Annotated in this window: 18 protein-coding genes; 14 read left to right on the top strand and 4 right to left on the bottom strand. The window is 40.3% G+C overall.

Features of this window, described 5'->3' with window-relative positions; all coding sequences use genetic code 11:
- Positions 1-246 precede the first annotated feature (246 nt).
- Genes ABWP91_RS07830 through ABWP91_RS07820 form a run of 3 tightly spaced genes read left to right on the top strand, consistent with a single transcriptional unit; the run spans position 247 to position 2,784 of the window.
- The gene (locus ABWP91_RS07830) at positions 247-864 is read left to right on the top strand and encodes a hypothetical protein (protein WP_353242798.1); all 618 of its coding nucleotides are present in this window, start codon (positions 247-249) and stop codon (positions 862-864) included.
- Positions 854-2,086, top strand: coding sequence for an SPM autocatalytic domain-containing protein (locus tag ABWP91_RS07825; RefSeq protein WP_353242797.1), 1,233 nt, complete (start codon positions 854-856; stop codon positions 2,084-2,086). The genes ABWP91_RS07830 and ABWP91_RS07825 overlap by 11 nt, the downstream gene beginning before the upstream one ends.
- Entirely contained in the window at positions 2,083-2,784 is a 702-nt protein-coding gene (locus ABWP91_RS07820) for a hypothetical protein (protein WP_353242796.1), read from the top strand. Before ABWP91_RS07825 ends, ABWP91_RS07820 begins: the two co-directional genes overlap by 4 nt.
- Positions 2,785-2,894: 110 nt before the next feature.
- On the opposite strand, the gene fadE is transcribed toward ABWP91_RS07820, so the two are convergent.
- Entirely contained in the window at positions 2,895-5,360 is a 2,466-nt protein-coding gene (fadE, locus tag ABWP91_RS07815; RefSeq protein ID WP_353242795.1) for an acyl-CoA dehydrogenase FadE, read from the bottom strand.
- Between the two features lie 392 nt (positions 5,361-5,752).
- On the opposite strand from fadE, the gene lpcA reads away from it, so the two are divergent.
- Together lpcA and ABWP91_RS07805 are read left to right on the top strand one after the other, a co-directional pair.
- Positions 5,753-6,331 (top strand): D-sedoheptulose 7-phosphate isomerase, encoded by a 579-nt coding sequence (gene lpcA / locus ABWP91_RS07810; RefSeq protein ID WP_273803273.1) that lies wholly within the window; start codon positions 5,753-5,755, stop codon positions 6,329-6,331.
- Positions 6,332-6,358: 27 nt separating this feature from the next.
- Positions 6,359-7,126 (top strand): class II glutamine amidotransferase, encoded by a 768-nt coding sequence (locus ABWP91_RS07805; RefSeq protein ID WP_353242794.1) that lies wholly within the window; start codon positions 6,359-6,361, stop codon positions 7,124-7,126.
- Here ABWP91_RS07805 and ABWP91_RS07800 read toward each other — a convergent pair.
- The gene (locus tag ABWP91_RS07800) at positions 7,097-7,834 is read right to left on the bottom strand and encodes a L,D-transpeptidase family protein (protein WP_353242793.1); all 738 of its coding nucleotides are present in this window, start codon (positions 7,832-7,834) and stop codon (positions 7,097-7,099) included. The two genes, ABWP91_RS07805 and ABWP91_RS07800, sit on opposite strands and share 30 nt — an antisense overlap.
- A gap of 415 nt (positions 7,835-8,249) precedes the next feature.
- On the opposite strand from ABWP91_RS07800, the gene ABWP91_RS07795 reads away from it, so the two are divergent.
- From ABWP91_RS07795 to nqrM, 8 genes are all read left to right on the top strand, one after another.
- Positions 8,250-9,593, top strand: a complete 1,344-nt coding sequence (locus tag ABWP91_RS07795) for a Na(+)-translocating NADH-quinone reductase subunit A (protein ID WP_353242792.1) — start codon at positions 8,250-8,252, stop codon at positions 9,591-9,593.
- Between the two features lie 4 nt (positions 9,594-9,597).
- The gene (locus ABWP91_RS07790; protein ID WP_353242791.1) at positions 9,598-10,836 is read left to right on the top strand and encodes an NADH:ubiquinone reductase (Na(+)-transporting) subunit B; all 1,239 of its coding nucleotides are present in this window, start codon (positions 9,598-9,600) and stop codon (positions 10,834-10,836) included.
- Positions 10,829-11,623 (top strand): Na(+)-translocating NADH-quinone reductase subunit C, encoded by a 795-nt coding sequence (locus tag ABWP91_RS07785; RefSeq protein WP_353242790.1) that lies wholly within the window; start codon positions 10,829-10,831, stop codon positions 11,621-11,623. Before ABWP91_RS07790 ends, ABWP91_RS07785 begins: the two co-directional genes overlap by 8 nt.
- Positions 11,616-12,245 (top strand): NADH:ubiquinone reductase (Na(+)-transporting) subunit D, encoded by a 630-nt coding sequence (locus ABWP91_RS07780; protein ID WP_006657395.1) that lies wholly within the window; start codon positions 11,616-11,618, stop codon positions 12,243-12,245. The genes ABWP91_RS07785 and ABWP91_RS07780 overlap by 8 nt, the downstream gene beginning before the upstream one ends.
- Before the next feature lie 4 nt (positions 12,246-12,249).
- Positions 12,250-12,846: an NADH:ubiquinone reductase (Na(+)-transporting) subunit E gene (gene nqrE / locus ABWP91_RS07775; RefSeq protein ID WP_353242789.1), complete on the top strand. Its 597-nt coding sequence runs from the start codon at positions 12,250-12,252 to the stop codon at positions 12,844-12,846.
- Positions 12,847-12,861: 15 nt separating this feature from the next.
- Complete coding sequence (gene nqrF, locus ABWP91_RS07770) at positions 12,862-14,088, top strand: NADH:ubiquinone reductase (Na(+)-transporting) subunit F (protein ID WP_353242788.1); 1,227 nt, start codon at positions 12,862-12,864, stop codon at positions 14,086-14,088.
- A gap of 242 nt (positions 14,089-14,330) precedes the next feature.
- Entirely contained in the window at positions 14,331-15,362 is a 1,032-nt protein-coding gene (locus ABWP91_RS07765; RefSeq protein ID WP_353242787.1) for an FAD:protein FMN transferase, read from the top strand.
- A gap of 18 nt (positions 15,363-15,380) precedes the next feature.
- Positions 15,381-15,608, top strand: coding sequence for a (Na+)-NQR maturation NqrM (nqrM, locus tag ABWP91_RS07760; RefSeq protein ID WP_353242786.1), 228 nt, complete (start codon positions 15,381-15,383; stop codon positions 15,606-15,608).
- 156 nt (positions 15,609-15,764) lie between these two features.
- On the opposite strand, the gene ABWP91_RS07755 is transcribed toward nqrM, so the two are convergent.
- Together ABWP91_RS07755 and ABWP91_RS07750 are read right to left on the bottom strand one after the other, a co-directional pair.
- On the bottom strand, positions 15,765-16,079 hold the full coding sequence (locus ABWP91_RS07755; RefSeq protein ID WP_353242785.1) for a hypothetical protein: 315 nt from the start codon (positions 16,077-16,079) through the stop codon (positions 15,765-15,767).
- Between the two features lie 165 nt (positions 16,080-16,244).
- A complete protein-coding gene (locus ABWP91_RS07750) occupies positions 16,245-17,189 on the bottom strand; it encodes a glycerophosphodiester phosphodiesterase family protein (RefSeq protein ID WP_353242784.1) in 945 nt (314 codons plus the stop codon).
- Between the two features lie 289 nt (positions 17,190-17,478).
- Here ABWP91_RS07750 and dinB point away from each other — a divergent pair, with 289 nt between their 5' ends.
- Positions 17,479-18,534 (top strand): DNA polymerase IV, encoded by a 1,056-nt coding sequence (gene dinB / locus ABWP91_RS07745; protein ID WP_353242783.1) that lies wholly within the window; start codon positions 17,479-17,481, stop codon positions 18,532-18,534.
- The last annotated feature ends 27 nt before the right edge of the window (positions 18,535-18,561 follow it).

Below are 18,561 nucleotides of genomic sequence, written 5' to 3'. Positions count from 1 at the left end.
GAACGAAGAGAAAGCAGCGTCATTTAGGCGCAGTCGGTAACAAGCCCTTATAGGGCTAGAGCAAACCACCCGCTATGCGGGTGGTTATGATTTTGAAGAAAGCAAAAACTACTCTTTTGGGTGATTTACAATATTTTTTCGCGTGTGAATATAAGGGAGCCACTACTGATCAATTGATATTTTTGGAATAATTTAAATATGAGGCTAATACTCTTTTTTTCTTTTTTTTTATTATCTGGTTGTCATTTGAAACCATCTAAAGTCGATGTTTTAAAACCTTCGTATAGGATGTTGAACTTTGGTTACGATAGTAAATATTTATCATATGATTCAGATTATAATGCTCTAATCCCTCCTCCTATAAATGAAAAGGATTTTTATTTATTAAAAGATAAAGCAAAGTCAGGTGACTCAGATAGCAATTTATTAATGTTTAAATTGTTCTATAAAGATTCAAATTGTAATTATTTTTCTTTTGGAAATATAAAGCCTGATTTTATTTGTGCAAAGGCTGTTGCTTATTTAATTGATTCAGTCAATAGCAATCCTAATAATAATCTAGCCTTGTATGAAATGAGTAAACTGTATTACAACGGCATTGTTTTAGAAAAAAATGATAACAAGGCAATGGGTATTTTAGACAGAATAGTAAAAAAAGGGGGAAGAAACGCGGTATTGGTTTGTGATTATTTAGTCGAAATAACACTTTTTGATGATGATAGAAATATCAAGGATCTCAATAAAGCACGTTACTATGCAAATAGTGGCGCAGAAAATGGCAGTGAAAAATGCCAAAAATATCGTGATGACCTTGACAGTTATATGAACAATAAACGAAAGAATAGGGGATTGTATGGGAAGTGAAACATATACACCAACGCATTATTTACAGACGGTTAATGAAGGTGATACGTGGTTATATGAACTAGATGGTAATGGTTTTACTGATTATGGAGGGCCTAGTTTTACAATATTTATTTCTCCACCAAAAAGTCAATATATTGATGTTGTTGGTGATAATACAAATATAGGTGAGTCTTCTTTTGGCCATGTATTCATTGGGCTTAACGGTATAAACCCTGAAAGTAATACATTTGAAAATGTTTCCATAGGCTTTAGTTCGGGTAGTAGTTTTTTGACAAATACAGATAACATTTCGTTCGACGATCATAATAATTATCCAGAAGCATCATCATTGACAATTGCAGGTCAAGGGGAGTTTTTCTCCAATGACATGAATAATTTGTTTAGAACATATAATTCAATTAAAAATAATAAAATTGATAATGAAAACTATAATCTACTTTCAAATAATTGTATTGATTTTGTGAATGATTTTCTTGAGGAGTCAGGTATTAAAAGTATTAAATTGGCTGGGACGCCTAAGATGAACTTAAAAAAAATAAAAGAAATAGCAAAGGATTATAAAACACCTTTAATTATTGATCTAAATAATGATGGTGTGAAAACACTATCGCATGATTTTGGCGTTTTATTTAAATTTAATGGTGAGTTAATGCAAACAGGATGGGTAGATCCTAATGATGCATTATTAGTGATGGATAAAAATAGTGATGGCATAGTTAATGATTCTAGTGAGCTATTGGGTGAGGATTATCTGAAAAAAGATGGTGCTTTCGCACTAAATGGTTTTGATGGATTACTGGATTTTGATACTAATAATGATGGGGTTATTAGTAAAAATGATTTTAATTGGGAATTTTTAAAATTATGGAGGGATGTAAATAGTGATGGAAAAACTCAAGCTGAAGAACTATTAGATTTAAATGAGACTGGCATTTCATCAATAAGTTTGAATTATCTAAAATCTGACTATGTAGATGAAAATGATAATCAGCATAGATTGATATCAGAGGTAATTTGGTCTGATGGTAGGAGATCAGGTATTGTTGATGTTTGGTTTAAACAAAAATATAACACATATTCTGAGAATCAACTTATTGAGCTTATTTCATCATTTAATAAAGATTCCTCCATAAGTTTAAATATGAAATTATCTACAATGACAAATATACCCTCGTTTTTTATGTCAAATAACTACAATCTATTTAATGGATTAATATGAAAAGGTTATGGATTGTACTGGTTTTTATCCTAATTGGGTGTGAATCGCACTTATCTAATGAAAGGTTTTTGCAAAATAGCGATGTAAAAAATCCCTCTTATAGAATGCTAGCATTTTCTATTGGGAGTGTGAAATCTAAACAAGAAAAACAATATCTCCAAACGATGCTGCCGATTCAAAGCGTTAAGAAGTTTTATGAACTTCAATATAAAGCAAATAAAGGTGATGCAAAAAGCCATTATCTTTTATTTTTATTGTATTTTGATGATTCAGTCTGTTCTAAAAAGAGTTTGGTTAATTTTAAACGAGTCGCCGATGAAAATTGCAAGATAGCGTTAGGACATATAAATGAAACAGTGAATATTGATCCTAATTTCCAGCTAGGTTTGTATAAGCTCGCTTATTTTAACCAATATGGTATTGGCATGGATGTTAATTTTAATCAGTCAATAGCGTACTGGGAAAGGTTGAAGGAAACTCAAGGTCATTATCGAGAATTAGCATTGGTATCAGCAGCAAAAATCTATTTTTATGAGTTTAATGAAATTGACAAGGCAAAAGAGTATTTAACCATTTGTGCAAAAGAAGGAGGGGCTAGATGTCAGTTTGAGTTAAATGGTTGGGATAATAAAATGAAGTTACGCCCTTATATATTGGATGCAAAAAATAGAGAGCGCGAGCTAGAAAAAAGGGAATAGTCAGTTTTATATTTTCAAGTTAAGTTTTCGGTGTAGTTTGTTCTATTAATAGTAATAAGAAAAAGCTCAAGGAGTGGGGTGCTCCATGAGCTTTACAGCTTATTTATAAACTAAGCGGCTTTCTTTTTCTTACTTGCGTCTTCGTTTGACGGTTCGTCAGGAGACTTTTTTGACGGAAGCACTCCTAAGTCATCAAATTCAAACTCATCAACATTAATCGTACGTAAGCGGCTTGCTTCTGCTTTACGTAGAATATCGGCTTCTTCCTGCGTGATGATATTTTCAGGCAGCATTTGATCTGCTAGTTTGTCCAAACGAGTGAAGCTCAGTTTACGTTCTTTCAGGCGGCAAATACGCTCGAAAATAGGCTCAGCGGCAACGATGTCATATAACGCTTGGTTCACTAACCCATGAGGGTTATTTTCCGTTGGTGTTAAGTATTGTCCGCGACCTAATCTGTCACGAGTTTCTGATGGCTCCATTAACAGCTGTGCCAATTTATGGTCAAGTCTGTCTGATGGCATGGACATCGCGCGGCCTGTAGGGAACAAGGTCACTCGCATAATCGCTGCCACCATTTTGTTCGGGAAGTTTTTCAGCAGGTCGTCAATTGCTTTTTCAGACTGATATAAACAATCTTCAACAGCCCATTTTACCAGTGGTAAATCTGCTTTTTGGCGACCTTCATCTTCATAGCGTTTCAAGGTTGCAGACGCAAGATACAGGTTGCTGAGGATATCCCCTAAGCGAGCTGAAATACGTTCGCGACGTTTTAAGCTACCACCTAATACGCCCATTGCGACATCGGATAACAAGGCTAAGTTGGCACTTTGACGATTTAACATTTGATAATAGCGGCGTGTTTCATCTTTGGTTGGTGCATGGCTACCGCGACCGTTAGTTAAACCTAACCAGAAACTGCGGAATTGGTTACTAATGACATGACCAATGTGGCCAAACACGGCTTTATCAAATTTGTGCAGGTTGTTATCTTGCGCTGCCGCCATCTCTTCTAAGACGAAAGGATGGCAACGGATTGCACCTTGACCAAAGATAATCATGCTGCGTGTGAGGATATTTGCACCTTCAACGGTAATTGCGATCGGGGCACCTTGGTAAGCTCGGGCAACAAAGTTTGAGTCCCCTAAGCAAATGCCTTTACCACCTGTGATATCCATCGCATCGATGATGGCGCGCTGGCCGCGGTGGGTACAGTGGTATTTAACGATAGCCGAAAGTACAGCTGGTTTTTCGCCTAACATAATACCCGAGGTGATTAAGGTTGCAGCGGCATCCATCAAGTAAGTATTACCTGCGATGCGTGCTAAGGGTTCTTCGATACCTTCCATTTTACCAATCGGTAATTTGAATTGGCGGCGAATATAAGAGTAAGCGCCAGTCGCGGTAGCGATGCTTTTTAAGCTACCTGTTGAGTTCGATGGTAAGGTGATACCACGACCAACGGATAGGCATTCCACCAACATTCTCCAGCCTTGCCCCGCCATTTTTGGCCCACCGATGATGTAATCGATAGGAACAAAAATGTCTTTTCCGCGAGTCGGGCCATTCATAAATGGAATGTTTAGTGGGAAATGACGGTGACCAATTTCAACGCCCGGCGTATTGGTTGGAATTAATGCACAGGTGATGCCGAGGTTTTTCTCACCACCTAATAATTTGTCTGGATCTGACAATTTAAACGCAAGGCCAAGTACAGTCGCTATCGGTGCTAAGGTAATGTAGCGTTTATTCCATGATAAGCGCATACCTAATACTTGCTCACCTTGCCATTCACCCATACAGACAACGCCTGAATCGGGAATCGCACCTGCATCGGAGCCTGCTTCAGGGCTGGTTAAAGCAAAGCATGGAATTTCTTCACCTGTTGCTAGACCCGGTAAATAACGTTGTTTTTGCTCATCAGTGCCATAATGTTGCAGTAATTCACCTGGACCTAATGAATTTGGAACACCCACGGTAATAGCTAAAATGCCTGATACGCCAGCCAGTTTTTGTAATACTTGAGATTGTGCGTAAGCTGAAAATTCAAGCCCGCCATATTCTTTTTTGATAATCATAGCGAAGAAGCGGTGATCACGTAGGTATTGCCAGACTTCAGGTGTTAAATCGGCAAGTTCATGACTAACTTCAAAGTCATTCACCATACCGCATACAGTTTCTACTGGGCCATCAATAAACGCTTGTTCTTCAGCGGTTAACTGTGGTTTTGGGTAGTTATGCAGTTTGTTCCAGTCTGGCGCACCACGGAAAAGGTCACCTTCCCACCAGGTTGTTCCCGCGTCGATAGCCTCTTTTTCAGTTCTCGACATCGGTGGCATGACTTTTTGGAACATTTTCATGGCACGCGCTGAGAAAAAGGATTGGCGTACAGGAGAGAAAACAAAAGGAAATAAGACTAGAGCCACTGGCAGTAACACCCAGTAACTCCAAATATTTAACACACCCATGACGGCAGTATAGGCTAATAGCAGTACTGTACTGAGTACAAGGGAGGTTCTGTGATAACAAAGTACGCCGATTAAGGCGAGAAATAACACAATGCTAAGAAGGATCATAGTGAAGCTCCTGTCGACTTGTAAGAGGTCTGACCTGTTGGTTATCTCAATCTATACCTAGTAATAAAGAATTAGCAATATATTTACATCTTAATTACAACTCAGTTCACAAAAACACCAAATAATGGCTGGGAAAGTTGAAATTAAAATAATCGTCATTAAAGAAAATAAGGTTATTAAGTATAACTAAACGTTATTTTTGTCGACGCGCTCAAGACCGCACAATCAAAAGTAGAAACAAAGCGTCCCCTGTGCAACAATCTGAGTATTAAAGCTTAATGACTGATATCCATCTAAATTTGTGTCACAAAGTGGCCTGTTTTAACGTGAATTATTTTGGATGTGAGTTAGCGATATTCTCAATAACGTATTCTTAATTAAGGGGAAACCTCATGTACCAAGATCTGATCCGTGGTGAATTGACTGAAGCAGCCGAGACTTTATCGAATTTCTTGAGTGACGAAGCGAATATCGAAGCTATTCAGCAAGCTGCAGTGTTATTAGCAGATTCATTTAAAGCGGGAGGTAAAGTACTATCTTGTGGTAACGGTGGCTCACACTGTGATGCAATGCATTTTGCAGAGGAACTCACTGGCCGTTATCGTGAAAACCGTCCGGGATACCCTGCTATTGCGATTTCAGATGTTAGCCATTTATCTTGTGTCAGTAACGACTTCGGTTATGAGTTTGTTTTCTCTCGTTTTATTGAAGCAGTTGGTATGAAAGGTGATGTGTTATTAGGAATTTCGACCTCAGGAAATTCAGGCAATATTATCAAAGCCATTGCTGCTGCTCGTGAAAAAGGTATGAAAGTCATCACATTAACAGGAAAAGATGGTGGCAAAATGGCAGGTACTGCGGATATTGAAATTCGTGTCCCTCATTTTGGTTATGCAGACCGTATTCAAGAGATTCATATCAAAGTTATCCATATCCTTATTCAATTAATTGAAAAAGAAATGGTGAAGTAGCAGTTTAGCCGTTGTAGGAGTTTTTAAATGTGCGAGTTACTTGGCATGAGTGCCAATGTTCCAACTGATATTACCTTTAGTTTGAGTGGGTTAATTTCTCGAGGTGGTCAAACTGGACCACACAAAGATGGCTGGGGAATTACCTTCTACGAAGGTCTCGGGTGTCGCACATTTAAAGATCCACAACCGAGCTTTACCTCTCCAGTTGCGCGTTTTGTGCAGGAGTACCCTATCAAGTCTGAAAGCATTGTGGCACATATTCGCCAAGCCAATCGCGGGGATGTGTCGTTAGTGAATACTCACCCCTTTACCAGAGAGCTTTGGGGGCGTAATTGGACTTATGCTCATAATGGGCAGCTTAAAGGATACCGCTCCCTCGATATTGGACGCTATTGGCCTATTGGGGAAACCGATAGTGAGTGGGCATTTTGCTGGATTTTACAGCAATTAAGTGAAAAATACCCACGAAAACCATCGAACTGGAAAAGTGTTTTTCGTTTTATTGCTAGTTTAGCAGAGCAACTGCGTAGCAAAGGTATCTTCAATATGTTGCTGTCTGATGGGCAATACTTGATGGCATTTAGCTCAACGAAATTACATTGGATCACGCGTAAAGCGCCATTTGGTATGGCAAAGTTGCTCGACCAAGATATTGAAATTGATTTTGCACAGTGCACTACGCCAACAGATATTGTTTCTGTTATCGCAACCCAACCTTTGACGGGGAATGAGGACTGGCAAAAGATTGAGCCAGGCAACTTTGTGTTATTCCACCTTGGTCAGCGCATACTGTGATTTCATCCCCAACAGTTTTGTTGGGGTATCCGGGAAACCCATGACAGCATATTTTCCTGAGTTTACAGAAACGTGTGCAAGTCTTCCTGTTTGGTTGAAATATTCATAGGCGGGCTGTAGCTGCTTCCAAAACGTATAATGGCTTGAATTTTGATAGCGTAGCATATTTTCTTTCGTCATTTTAAACGGGTAGATATTTACGCTTATTGTTGGCTGGCCATTTAGCAACGCAGTTTCTACCGTTTGGTAGATTTCTCCCATGTATTTATCGGTCATCGCATAACAGCCCACTGACACACAACTGCCGTGGATCATCAGGTAACTTCCGCTGTATCCTTGGGCTTTATCAAACTCATTAGGGAAACCAATATTGATAGATCGGTAATACCGACTATTCGGGTTGAGCTGCTCTGCGGTAATTTGGTAGAAACCTTCAGGACTTTTAAGATCACCCTCTATTTTCTTTGGCCCTAACCCACCAGAAAACTTACAAATTGGATAGGTTTTCGACAAGGTATATTTGCCTGATGGTGTTTTTTGGTAGAGCTCAAGTACACCTTCTTGTTTAAATATTTGTATAAATATCGATGAGTCAAGATTCGCGCGAGATTCATTCTTTAACAAAAATGAAGCGTTATCTGCCTGAGTAACCGATGTATACATAAGTACAAATGAGGATACGGCACAAATTAATTTACTTGTTTTCATGCTTAAGCCAAATATTGAAGGTGATATTGATTAAAAATAACACATGTTTTACACATTTTAGACGAGCTGTTTAAAAATTAATATAGGTTGTTAATAGTTTTTAAATGAATCTTTATTGTTTAAATAATAAACAGTCATCGATAAACATGAGTCTAATGCTCGTTAATACCGAATTGTTAATGGAAAAAATTAAATAATAATGCAATTTGCTTGAACTATGTCACTTCTCTAGACGGACAGCGTGAGCTGAAACTGATAAAATTACGACTGGCAGAAGACAAGAATTTAGTAACAATTTTGTGAGAATACTCGCTCAAGTCACGAAGGTGACTTGAGTAGTTTTTATGACTGAGTCGCTACCATTCATTGCTGAATCGTTAGCTTAGGGTTTAACTGATAAACTTGTGCAGATCTTATGATTAAAATTAAAAAAGGCCTCAACCTTCCCATCGCAGGTGAGCCAGCCCAAGTGATAGAAGACGGCCCGAAAATTCAACACGTAGCACTGCTAGGTGAGGAATATATCGGAATGCGTCCTTCGATGCTGGTTAAAGAAGGTGAGAGTGTAATAAAAGGACAGGTTCTCTTTGAAGACAAAAAGAACCCAGGGGTCGTATTTACGAGCCCTGCCTGCGGAAAAATTGTTGCTATTCATCGTGGTGAGCGTCGTGTATTGCAATCTGTAGTTATTGAAATCGAAGGTGATGAACAAGTCACTTTTGCTGCATATTCGCGTGATGAGCTCCCCGTATTAACGCGTGAACAAGTCGAAGATAACCTAATTAAATCAGGAATGTGGACCTCTTTAAGAACGCGTCCATTTAGCCGTTCTCCACAACCAGGTTCTTCACCGATTGCTATTTTTGTGACTGCAATGGATACCAGCCCATTAGCTGCTGATCCTATTGGAATCATTCGCGAAAATGAGCAAGCATTTAATGATGGCTTATTGGTTCTTAGCCGCTTAACGGAAGGTAAAATCCATGTATGCCATGGAGAGGGAGATTTACCGAAGGTTAACAGCCAAGCTCAAATTACCTATACCCAATTTGGTGGGCCACACCCTGCGGGGTTAGCTGGTACTCACATTCATTTCTTAGAACCCGTGAGTATCAAGAAAAAAGTGTGGAGCCTGAATTACCAAGATGTTATCGCTATTGGAAAGCTATTTGTTACGGGTCACTTATACACTGACCGTGTGGTTTCCCTAGCGGGTCCACAAGTTGAAAAACCACGTTTGCTACGCACCCGCCTTGGGGCTGACTTATATGAATTGACCCAAGGACAGCTCAAAGTAGGTGAAAACCGTATTATTTCGGGGTCTGTGCTTTGGGGCGTTACCTGTGATGAAACTCATCACTATCTTGGCCGTTTTCAGAACCAAGTTTCTGTTCTCGCAGAAGGTCGTGAAAAGGAATTATTTGGATGGATTATGCCAGGGGTAAATAAATTCACTATTACCCGTACAACGATCGGGCATTTCCTGAAAAATAAGCGCTTTAACTTTACGACAACGATGAACGGTGGTGAGCGTTCAATGGTACCGATTGGTAACTATGAGCGTGTTATGCCGCTGGACATCATGATCACGCATTTATTGCGCGATCTCCTTGCGGGGGATACCGATACATCACAAGAGCTAGGCTGTTTAGAGCTGGATGAAGAAGATTTAGGTTTGTGTACCTACGTCTGCCCAGCGAAGTATGAATACGGTCCTGTGCTGCGTGATGTGCTGTCCAAGATAGAGCTAGAAGGGTAATTCCATGGGTCTGAAACATTTATTTGAAAAATATGAGCACCATTTTGAGCCCGGTGGAAAGTTAGCGAAATATTATGCGCTGTATGAAGCTGTTTCGACGGTTTTCTACACGCCGGGTACTGTCACTAAGGGGCGTTCTCACGTTCGAGATACTATCGATCTTAAACGTATGATGATCTTGGTGTGGCTCGCTGTTTTCCCAGCGATGTTCTGGGGGATGTATAATGTGGGAAATCAAGCGATCCCTGCATTACATCAGCTCTATAGTGGTGCTGAATTACAGCAAATTATTGCAAGTGATTGGCATTACAGCTTAGCGCAGTTTTTAGGCGCATCACTGTCAATGGATGCAGGATGGGGAAGTAAAATGCTGGTTGGTGCAGTGTATTTTCTTCCTATTTATGCCGTTGTTTTCTTAGTCGGTGGGTTCTGGGAAGTCTTGTTTGCCATGATCCGCGGTCATGAAATCAACGAAGGCTTCTTTATTACTTCCATCTTGTTTGCATTGATTGTTCCGCCAACGATTCCACTATGGCAGGCTGCACTTGGGATTACCTTTGGTGTGGTTGTCGCGAAAGAAATTTTTGGTGGAACAGGGCGTAACTTCTTAAACCCAGCATTAGCCGGTCGTGCATTTTTATTCTTTGCTTACCCAGCACAAATTTCGGGCGATTTAGTCTGGACTGCGGCGGATGGTTTCTCTGGTGCAACGCCTTTGTCTCAGTGGGCAACGGGTGGTGAGCACGCACTGATGAATACCGTTAGCGGCGAACCTATCACATGGATGCAAGCATTTTTAGGTAATATGCCTGGTTCTATCGGTGAAGTATCAACATTGATGCTGTTTATCGGTGGTGCGCTAATTATGTTCTTCCGCATTGCATCATGGCGTATTGTGGCTGGCGTGATGCTGGGCATGATCGCAATGTCTTATGTGTTTAATCTTATCGGTTCAGATACTAACCCGCTGTTTGCAATGCCATGGTGGTGGCATATGGTGTTAGGTGGTTTTGCTTTCGGTATGATTTTTATGGCGACAGACCCTGTTTCAGCTTCATTTACGGATAAAGGTAAATGGGCTTACGGTATTCTTATCGGCATAATGTGTGTTCTTATCAGGGTGGTCAACCCAGCTTATCCAGAAGGGATGATGCTGGCTATCCTGTTCGCCAACCTGTTTGCTCCTCTGTTTGACTATCTGGTCGTTCAGGCAAATATTAAGCGGAGAAAAGCTCGTGGCTAATGAAAAAACAATTAATAACGATGGCGTTGGAAGAACATTCCTTGTTGTGTTTATTCTGTGTCTCGTGTGTTCAATCATTGTCGCTGGGGCTGCGGTTGGTTTAAAACCACAGCAACAGGAACAAATTCAGTTAGATACTCAGCGTAATATTTTGAGTGTTGCAGGGCTTTCTACGCCTAAAATGAGCGCAGATGAAGTTCAACAAGTTTATGCAGAACGTATCGAGCCAAAACTTTTAAATTTCAAAACTAATGAGTTATCAGATAGTGCTGGGCGTTTTGTACTAAATGATGAACTGCGCAGTGATGAAACCAGTATTGCGCTTTCACCACAAGAAGATATTGCGAAAATTCGTCGCCGTGCGAATAGCGCTGAAATCTACTTGGTAAAAGATGATGCAGGCAAAGTTTCACAAATCATTTTACCTGTTTATGGTTCAGGGTTGTGGTCAGTGATGTATGCCTTTATCGCCGTTGATGTTGATGGTGTGACATCTCGTGGTATCACTTACTACGCACATGGCGAAACACCTGGTCTGGGCGGTGAAGTGGATAACCCGCAGTGGAAAGCACAATGGCGGGGCAAAAAACTGTTTAATGAACAAGGTATTCCAGCAATTAAAATCATGCGTACTGGTGCAACCGATAGCCCTTACGGTATTGATGGTCTTTCGGGCGCGACCCTGACATCAAACGGTATTCAACATATGTTTGATTTCTGGTTAGGTGACAACGGCTTTGGTCCGTTCCTGAAAAAAGTACGTGAAGGAGCGCTGAATAATGGCTGATTCAAAAGAAGTAAAACGCGTCCTTCTTGGGCCGCTATTCGATAATAACCCAATTGCTTTACAGGTTTTGGGTGTGTGTTCTGCGTTGGCGGTCACGACTAAGTTAGAAACCGCGTTGGTGATGACCATTGCAGTGACACTGGTTACTGCATTCTCTAACTTTTTTATCTCATTGATTCGAAATTATATTCCAAGCAGTGTGCGTATTATCGTACAAATGGCCATCATTGCCTCATTGGTTATCGTGGTGGACCAAATTCTGCGGGCTTATGCCTATGAGATATCAAAGCAGCTTTCTGTCTTTGTTGGCTTAATCATTACTAACTGTATCGTGATGGGGCGTGCAGAGGCTTATGCCATGAAAGCGCCACCAATTGAAAGCTTTATGGATGGTATTGGGAATGGCCTTGGTTATGGTGTGATCCTTGTTTTAGTTGGTTTCCTGCGTGAGCTTTTTGGCTCCGGTAAACTGTTTGGCATCACGGTATTTGAGTCACTGCAAAACGGTGGCTGGTATATGCCAAATGGACTGTTCTTACTGGCACCAAGCGCATTCTTTATTATTGGCATGCTGATTTGGGGGTTACGTACCTTGAAACCCGCTCAAATAGAGAAGGATTAATCAAATGGAACACTATATAAGCCTATTTGTTAAATCCATTTTTATTGAAAATATGGCATTAGCCTTCTTCTTGGGAATGTGTACATTCCTTGCCGTATCGAAGAACGTTAAAACGGCGTTTGGTTTAGGTATTGCCGTCACGGTTGTTCTCGGAATTTCTGTTCCAGCCAATAACTTGGTCTACAACCTAGTATTGCGTGATGGGGCGATAGCCGAAGGGGTGGATTTATCCTTCCTGAATTTTATTACCTTTATCGGGGTGATAGCGGCGTTGGTTCAGATCCTCGAAATGATTTTGGATCGCTATTTTCCATCACTGTATAACGCGTTAGGTATCTTCTTGCCATTGATTACCGTTAACTGTGCAATTTTTGGTGGTGTATCTTTCATGGCTCAGCGCGATTATAACTTTAGCGAATCCGTTGTTTATGGCTTCGGTTCAGGGATCGGCTGGATGCTTGCTATTGTATTGATGGCTGCTATCCGCGAGAAGATGAAATACTCAGATATCCCCGCAGGTCTAAAAGGGTTAGGTATCACCTTTGTGACGACCGGCTTGATGGCATTGGGCTTTATGTCCTTCTCCGGTGTGCAGCTATAAAGGCGAGAAGAATTCATGGAAATTATTATTCTAGGTGTAGTGATGTTTACCCTGATTGTCTTGGTGCTGACAGGTTTAATCCTGTTTGCCAAATCCAAGTTGGTCAATACAGGGAACATCAAAGTTGAAGTTAATGGCGACCCTGATAAAAGTTTTGAAGCCCCCGCGGGCGACAAATTATTAGGCATGTTATCTAGCCAAGGTATTTTTGTCTCATCGGCTTGTGGTGGTGGTGGCTCATGCGGTCAGTGCCGTGTGAAAATCAAAGACGGCGGTGGGGATATTTTACCGACCGAACTTTCGCACATAAATAAACGTGAAGCCAAAGAAGGCTGTCGTTTAGCCTGCCAAGTGAATGTGAAGCAAGACCTTAAAATTGAGCTTCCAGAAGAAATTTTTGGCGTGAAAAAATGGGAGTGTGAAGTTATCTCTAACGATAATAAAGCCACTTTCATTAAGGAATTAAAACTGAAAATTCCAGCAGGGGAAGTTGTTCCTTTCCGTGCTGGTGGTTATATTCAGATTGAATGCCCAGAACATGTTGTAAAATATGAAGATTTCGATGTTCCTGAGGAATATCGTGAAGACTGGGATAAATTTAATTTGTTCCGTTATGTCTCTGAGGTTAAAGAACCAACGGTGCGTGCATATTCAATGGCTAACTACCCTGAAGAGCACGGTATTATTATGCTGAACGTGCGTATTGCAACGCCTCCACCACGCAATCCTGATGTTCCACCTGGAATTATGTCATCTTATATTTGGTCACTGAAAGCGGGTGATAAAGTGACAATTTCAGGTCCGTTTGGTGAGTTTTTTGCGAAAGAAACGGAGGCGGAGATGGTCTTCATTGGTGGTGGTGCAGGTATGGCACCGATGCGTTCGCATATTTTTGACCAATTGCGCCGTTTAGACTCAAAACGCAAAATCAGTTTCTGGTATGGTGCGCGTTCTGTTCGTGAAATGTTTTACACAGAAGACTTTGACGAGCTGGCTGCAGAGCATGAAAACTTTACGTGGAATGTGGCACTTTCCGACCCATTGCCGGAAGATAACTGGAACGGTTACACAGGCTTTATTCATAATGTTCTGTATGAAAATTATTTGAAAGACCATCCTGCACCTGAAGATTGTGAGTTCTATATGTGTGGACCGCCAATGATGAATGCAGCAGTGATTAAAATGCTGAAAGATTTGGGCGTTGAAGATGAAAATATCTTGCTGGATGATTTCGGTGGTTAAGTAATTTTATTGGATTTATCGTACTTACCAAGTAAAGTACGAGCATTAATTAAATAAAGAGGGAAAATACTTCCCTCTTTATCATTTATATAAATACTGTTAGTTGCTAATTATTTAATTGGTTATTAATGGCTTAAGAGATATTTTGACTTGAACATTCTCTGCATGGGTGACGATGTAAAGTGTGTTAATAGTCTGAGCGAACCTAACAATACGCGCTCATGATTGACGCGGAGAAAATAATGCTGAACAAAAGAATTTATACCCCAATCTTACTGTTTGTTGCTGCGCTGTTTCTGACGGCGTGTGGTGGGCCAGAGCAACAAAATCTACAAGGGCAGACGATGGGGACGTATTACTCTGTTAAATATGTCACTGACTCTTCAGAACCAAAACCTGAAGCGATTCAAGCCGAAATTGATAAGCGTTTGGAAGAAGTGAATGACCAAATGTCTACCTATCGCCCAGACTCTGAATTAAGTCGTTTTAACCAATTCAAGGAAGTGAATACGCCTTTCCCTGTGTCAGCTGCAACTGCGAAAGTGGTGAAAAAAGCGATTGAGATTAATAAACTAACAGATGGCTCTTTAGATGTGACGGTTGGTCCATTAGTTAATTTATGGGGGTTTGGCCCAGAAGGCCGCGTGACGAAAGCACCTTCAGATGAAGAACTTGCTAAACGCCGTGCATGGGTAGGAATCGAAAAGCTTTCAGTACAAGATAACAATCTGATTAAAACCATACCAGAGCTATATGTTGACCTGTCTTCTATTGCTAAAGGTTATGGTGTAGATGTTGTAGCCGAGTATCTCGAGTCACAAGGCATCAATGACTATATGGTCGATATTGGTGGCGAAGTGCGTACGAAAGGTAAAAATGGCAAAGAAGCACCATGGCGCATTGCCATTGAGAAACCATCAACGGATGGTGTGAGTCAAACCGCACAGGAAATTATTGAGCCTGGTGACCGTTCAATTGCCACTTCAGGGGATTATCGTAATTATTTTGAGCAAGACGGCGTACGTTTTTCTCACACGATTGACCCAAAAACAGGGCGTCCAATTACCCATAATCTGGTCTCTATCACTGTACTCGCTGAAAATTGCATGAGTGCCGATGGATTATCTACAGGGTTAAATGTGTTAGGGCCAGAAGCTGGTTTTACCCTTGCTGAAAAAATGAATGTCCCTGTTTTTATGATTGTTAAGACAGATAAAGGTTTTGAAGAGCGCTATACTAAGGCATTCGAACCATTTTTAACGAAGAAACAGTAACGTTGGGAGGCTAAAGGTATGCTAAACATATTTATTGCAACTTTTGCACTGTTTTTACTGGCTTTTTTGGGAATGTCGTTGGGCTATATTATTAAACGTAAGAGTATCCAAGGTAGCTGTGGCGGCTTAAGCAGCATTGGCGTTGAAAAGGTGTGTGAGTGCCCTGAACCTTGTGATGCACGTAAAAAGCGCATGGCTCGTGATGAAGCTCGGCAAAAGATGTTAAGTAAAAACAGAATTCTATAGCTAGAAATATTCTTGATATATAAAGCCCTTAATAGTAGATAGGGGCTTTGTATTAATCGTGTGCATTTTTTATTGTGAATAATAATTTTTATAGTTAAAAATACTAAATTTTTTATTAGACTTTGATTTTTATAATTTTTTAAGTGCAGCTGAGCATTAGCTTGAACTAGAGAATGCCGCATATACTCGTTTTGATTCACCATTAACACCGAGAATGATCTTATAGCCATCCTCCTTCTTTGTTCTGCATTCAATAAGACTTGCGCTTCGCCAATATTCTCCTGATGCGGTCAATAATTGAACATGCCAGTTTTCATCTTCTCCTTCAATTGCATAAAATGTTGCAATATCAATTTTTTTTTCTTTATCTTTTATATCATAGATTGTGTGAGATGCCATTTTGCGAAATAGCATGACTTCTAGTAAATCCTCACCAAAATAGTTTTCAAATGTGACTTTTATTTCAATCATATTTTCCTCTTTTCATTTAATGATAATACGCAATCGTACCTTATAGCGATAAGTACTATAAATGTTGAGTTCAGAAACTTAATGGTTAAGAATGGGTAGAAATTATAAAAAAACATTGATCAACCTATTTTAATAGGTTGATCAATGTAATTGATAATAGGACGTTTACTTCTCTTTTGCCGGAATAAAAGCCTTCGGCGAATCCACCATTACCGCATCAGCACCAATCTCTTTCGCCAATTGGTAATCACTTTGGTTATTTACACCAAAGACAATGATGTAGGCGTCACCATCACGTTTAAAACACTCTATTGCTGACTTATCCCATGAGAGTGTTGCAGGTGAGCGAGCTTCACCTAGCGTATATTTTTCAACAACTTCAACTTTACGATGTAACTCAAAACCATACCAACGAGTGGCTGGTTTATTTGCTTTATTGGTTGGTTTTGTGTCTGGAACTGAGCATTGATGGTTCATAACGCTATTTGCCAAAATAGTCCGAGTTTCATCACGGTTTTCAAACGTGTGAATTTTTGGGGAGAGCTGATTCAACGCGGTTAAGAAATCGGTATTGGTAGAATAAAAGCGTACTTGATTGAATGCTTTTGTTTTTTCCAGTACCGCTAGAGCTGCTTTGGCTTGAGTACTTGGGTTGGCGTCAGGGGATTTTAAGTCAATATAAAAGGTGGTGTCTGGATACTTTTTTAATATGGTTTCTAGTGTGCTAATTGTGGTGGTTACTGAGGGTAATTGTTGGTTATTTTTTTGATTAAATTGGTATGCAGCATTGATATGGCTAAGTTGCTCTGCGGAATAGGCAGAAACAGGGCCTTTTTTGTCCGTTAGAGAATCAAGATCACTTGGGCGATATAGCACTAATTGATTGTCTTGGCTGAGCTGTACGGTTAACCAAATGGCATCCGCTTTATTTTTCTTTGCAAGATCAATTGCATAAACCGTATTTTCTGGCGCATCTGCTGTACCTGCGCGGTGTGCAACAATTTGAGGTGAAGCCATTTGAGTTGTGAATGCAAATGAGTTTTGAGTGATCAGAAGTAGCAACCCAATGATCGCGAAAGGGTTAAATTTTAATGCAGATATCATTGCCATATGTATTATCCATAAAATAATTTTTTACGAGTTGTGAGGGAAATAAGCCAGTCTGTTGTATTACTTTTTTATTAAGCTGTAATCAGTTAGGGCTATTTTTAAGACTAACTTTATTCATTTTTTGCCCGTAAAGTGTGGCAGTTAAATATGACAATAAAATGAATTATTTTTATTTACAGTGGGTTAGCTCGGGGCTAAATAGAGTTTAGCATTATTGGGCCTCTTAATTGCGTGGCTAATAAAAATACTGTATATTTAATCAGTTGATTGGTTTTTTGTGAGTGAACCCGTGCGTAAAATTATTCATATTGATATGGACTGCTTTTATGCGGCGATAGAAATGCGCGATGACCCAAGCCTACGTAATGTGCCTATTGCTGTTGGGGGAAGTGCGGATCGTCGGGGGGTTATCAGCACAGCTAACTATGAAGCGCGTCGCTACGGTGTACACAGTGCGATGTCGACTGCGATTGCTCTGAGACTTTGCCCTCATCTAAAAGTCGTTTCAGGGCGTATGGCTCTGTATAAAGAAACCTCTATTCATATTCGTAAGATTTTTGCGCGCTATACCGATTTAATCGAACCTCTTTCCCTTGATGAAGCGTATTTGGATGTGACGGATTGTACTCAGCTACATGGCTCTGCCACATTGATTGCAGAGGCTATTCGCCAGCAAATTTTTGATGAATTGCAGCTAACGGCATCTGCGGGGATTGCGCCTATCAAGTTTTTAGCGAAAATTGCCTCAGATATGAATAAACCGAATGGTCAGTTTGTGATCACGCCACAAAATATGGATCAATTCGTTCTCACGTTACCATTAAAAAAGATCCCTGGCGTCGGCAAAGTGACGGCTCAAAAATTGGCGGATATGGGGCTGAATACCTGTGCGGATGTGCAGCAATTTGATGTGGTTACATTAATTAAGAGTATGGGGAAATTTGGCCAAGCTCTTTGGGAACGTTGCCATGCTATTGATGAGCGCCCTGTAAACCCAGATAGGCTGAGAAAGTCTGTGGGGGTTGAACGGACTTTAGCCGAAGATATCCATCAATGGAGCGATTGTCTTTTGTTGTTAGATAAACTGTATGATGAATTACAGCTACGTTTAGCTAAAGTAAAACCTGATCTACGCATTGCCCGCCAAGGGGTGAAATTCAAGTTTGATGACTTTCAACAAACAACACAGGAGCATGTGTATCCCATTCTAAACAAACAAGATTTGGTACAACTCGCACAGCAGGTTTGGGAAAATCGTCGGTTAAAGCGAGGGGTCAGGTTAGTGGGGTTACATGTCATGCTACAAAGTCCGCAATTAGAGCGGCAGTTATTGCTTGAACTTTAAAAAATGCTCACCACAAGGATGAGCATT

This window comes from Providencia sp., assembly GCF_040396775.1.
Classification (GTDB): Bacteria; Pseudomonadota; Gammaproteobacteria; order Enterobacterales; family Enterobacteriaceae; genus Providencia.
Note: the sequence above shows the minus strand (reverse complement) of the source record. Positions and strands in the feature narration are given on the sequence as shown.

Excerpts from the sequence above, each read along its gene's own strand:
- fadE (WP_353242795.1), bottom strand. The coding sequence starts at position 5,360 with ATGATCCTTCTTAGCATTGTGTTATTTCTCGCCTTAATCGGCGTACTT.
- ABWP91_RS07765 (WP_353242787.1), top strand. The coding sequence starts at position 14,331 with ATGCTGAACAAAAGAATTTATACCCCAATCTTACTGTTTGTTGCTGCG.
- ABWP91_RS07820 (WP_353242796.1), top strand. The coding sequence starts at position 2,083 with ATGAAAAGGTTATGGATTGTACTGGTTTTTATCCTAATTGGGTGTGAA.
- ABWP91_RS07780 (WP_006657395.1), top strand. The coding sequence starts at position 11,616 with ATGGCTGATTCAAAAGAAGTAAAACGCGTCCTTCTTGGGCCGCTATTC.
- lpcA (WP_273803273.1), top strand. The coding sequence starts at position 5,753 with ATGTACCAAGATCTGATCCGTGGTGAATTGACTGAAGCAGCCGAGACT.
- ABWP91_RS07795 (WP_353242792.1), top strand. The coding sequence starts at position 8,250 with ATGATTAAAATTAAAAAAGGCCTCAACCTTCCCATCGCAGGTGAGCCA.
- nqrE (WP_353242789.1), top strand. The coding sequence starts at position 12,250 with ATGGAACACTATATAAGCCTATTTGTTAAATCCATTTTTATTGAAAAT.
- ABWP91_RS07750 (WP_353242784.1), bottom strand. The coding sequence starts at position 17,189 with ATGGCAATGATATCTGCATTAAAATTTAACCCTTTCGCGATCATTGGG.
- ABWP91_RS07800 (WP_353242793.1), bottom strand. The coding sequence starts at position 7,834 with ATGAAAACAAGTAAATTAATTTGTGCCGTATCCTCATTTGTACTTATG.
- ABWP91_RS07755 (WP_353242785.1), bottom strand. The coding sequence starts at position 16,079 with ATGATTGAAATAAAAGTCACATTTGAAAACTATTTTGGTGAGGATTTA.
- nqrM (WP_353242786.1), top strand. The coding sequence starts at position 15,381 with ATGCTAAACATATTTATTGCAACTTTTGCACTGTTTTTACTGGCTTTT.
- ABWP91_RS07790 (WP_353242791.1), top strand. The coding sequence starts at position 9,598 with ATGGGTCTGAAACATTTATTTGAAAAATATGAGCACCATTTTGAGCCC.
- nqrF (WP_353242788.1), top strand. The coding sequence starts at position 12,862 with ATGGAAATTATTATTCTAGGTGTAGTGATGTTTACCCTGATTGTCTTG.
- ABWP91_RS07805 (WP_353242794.1), top strand. The coding sequence starts at position 6,359 with ATGTGCGAGTTACTTGGCATGAGTGCCAATGTTCCAACTGATATTACC.
- ABWP91_RS07825 (WP_353242797.1), top strand. The coding sequence starts at position 854 with ATGGGAAGTGAAACATATACACCAACGCATTATTTACAGACGGTTAAT.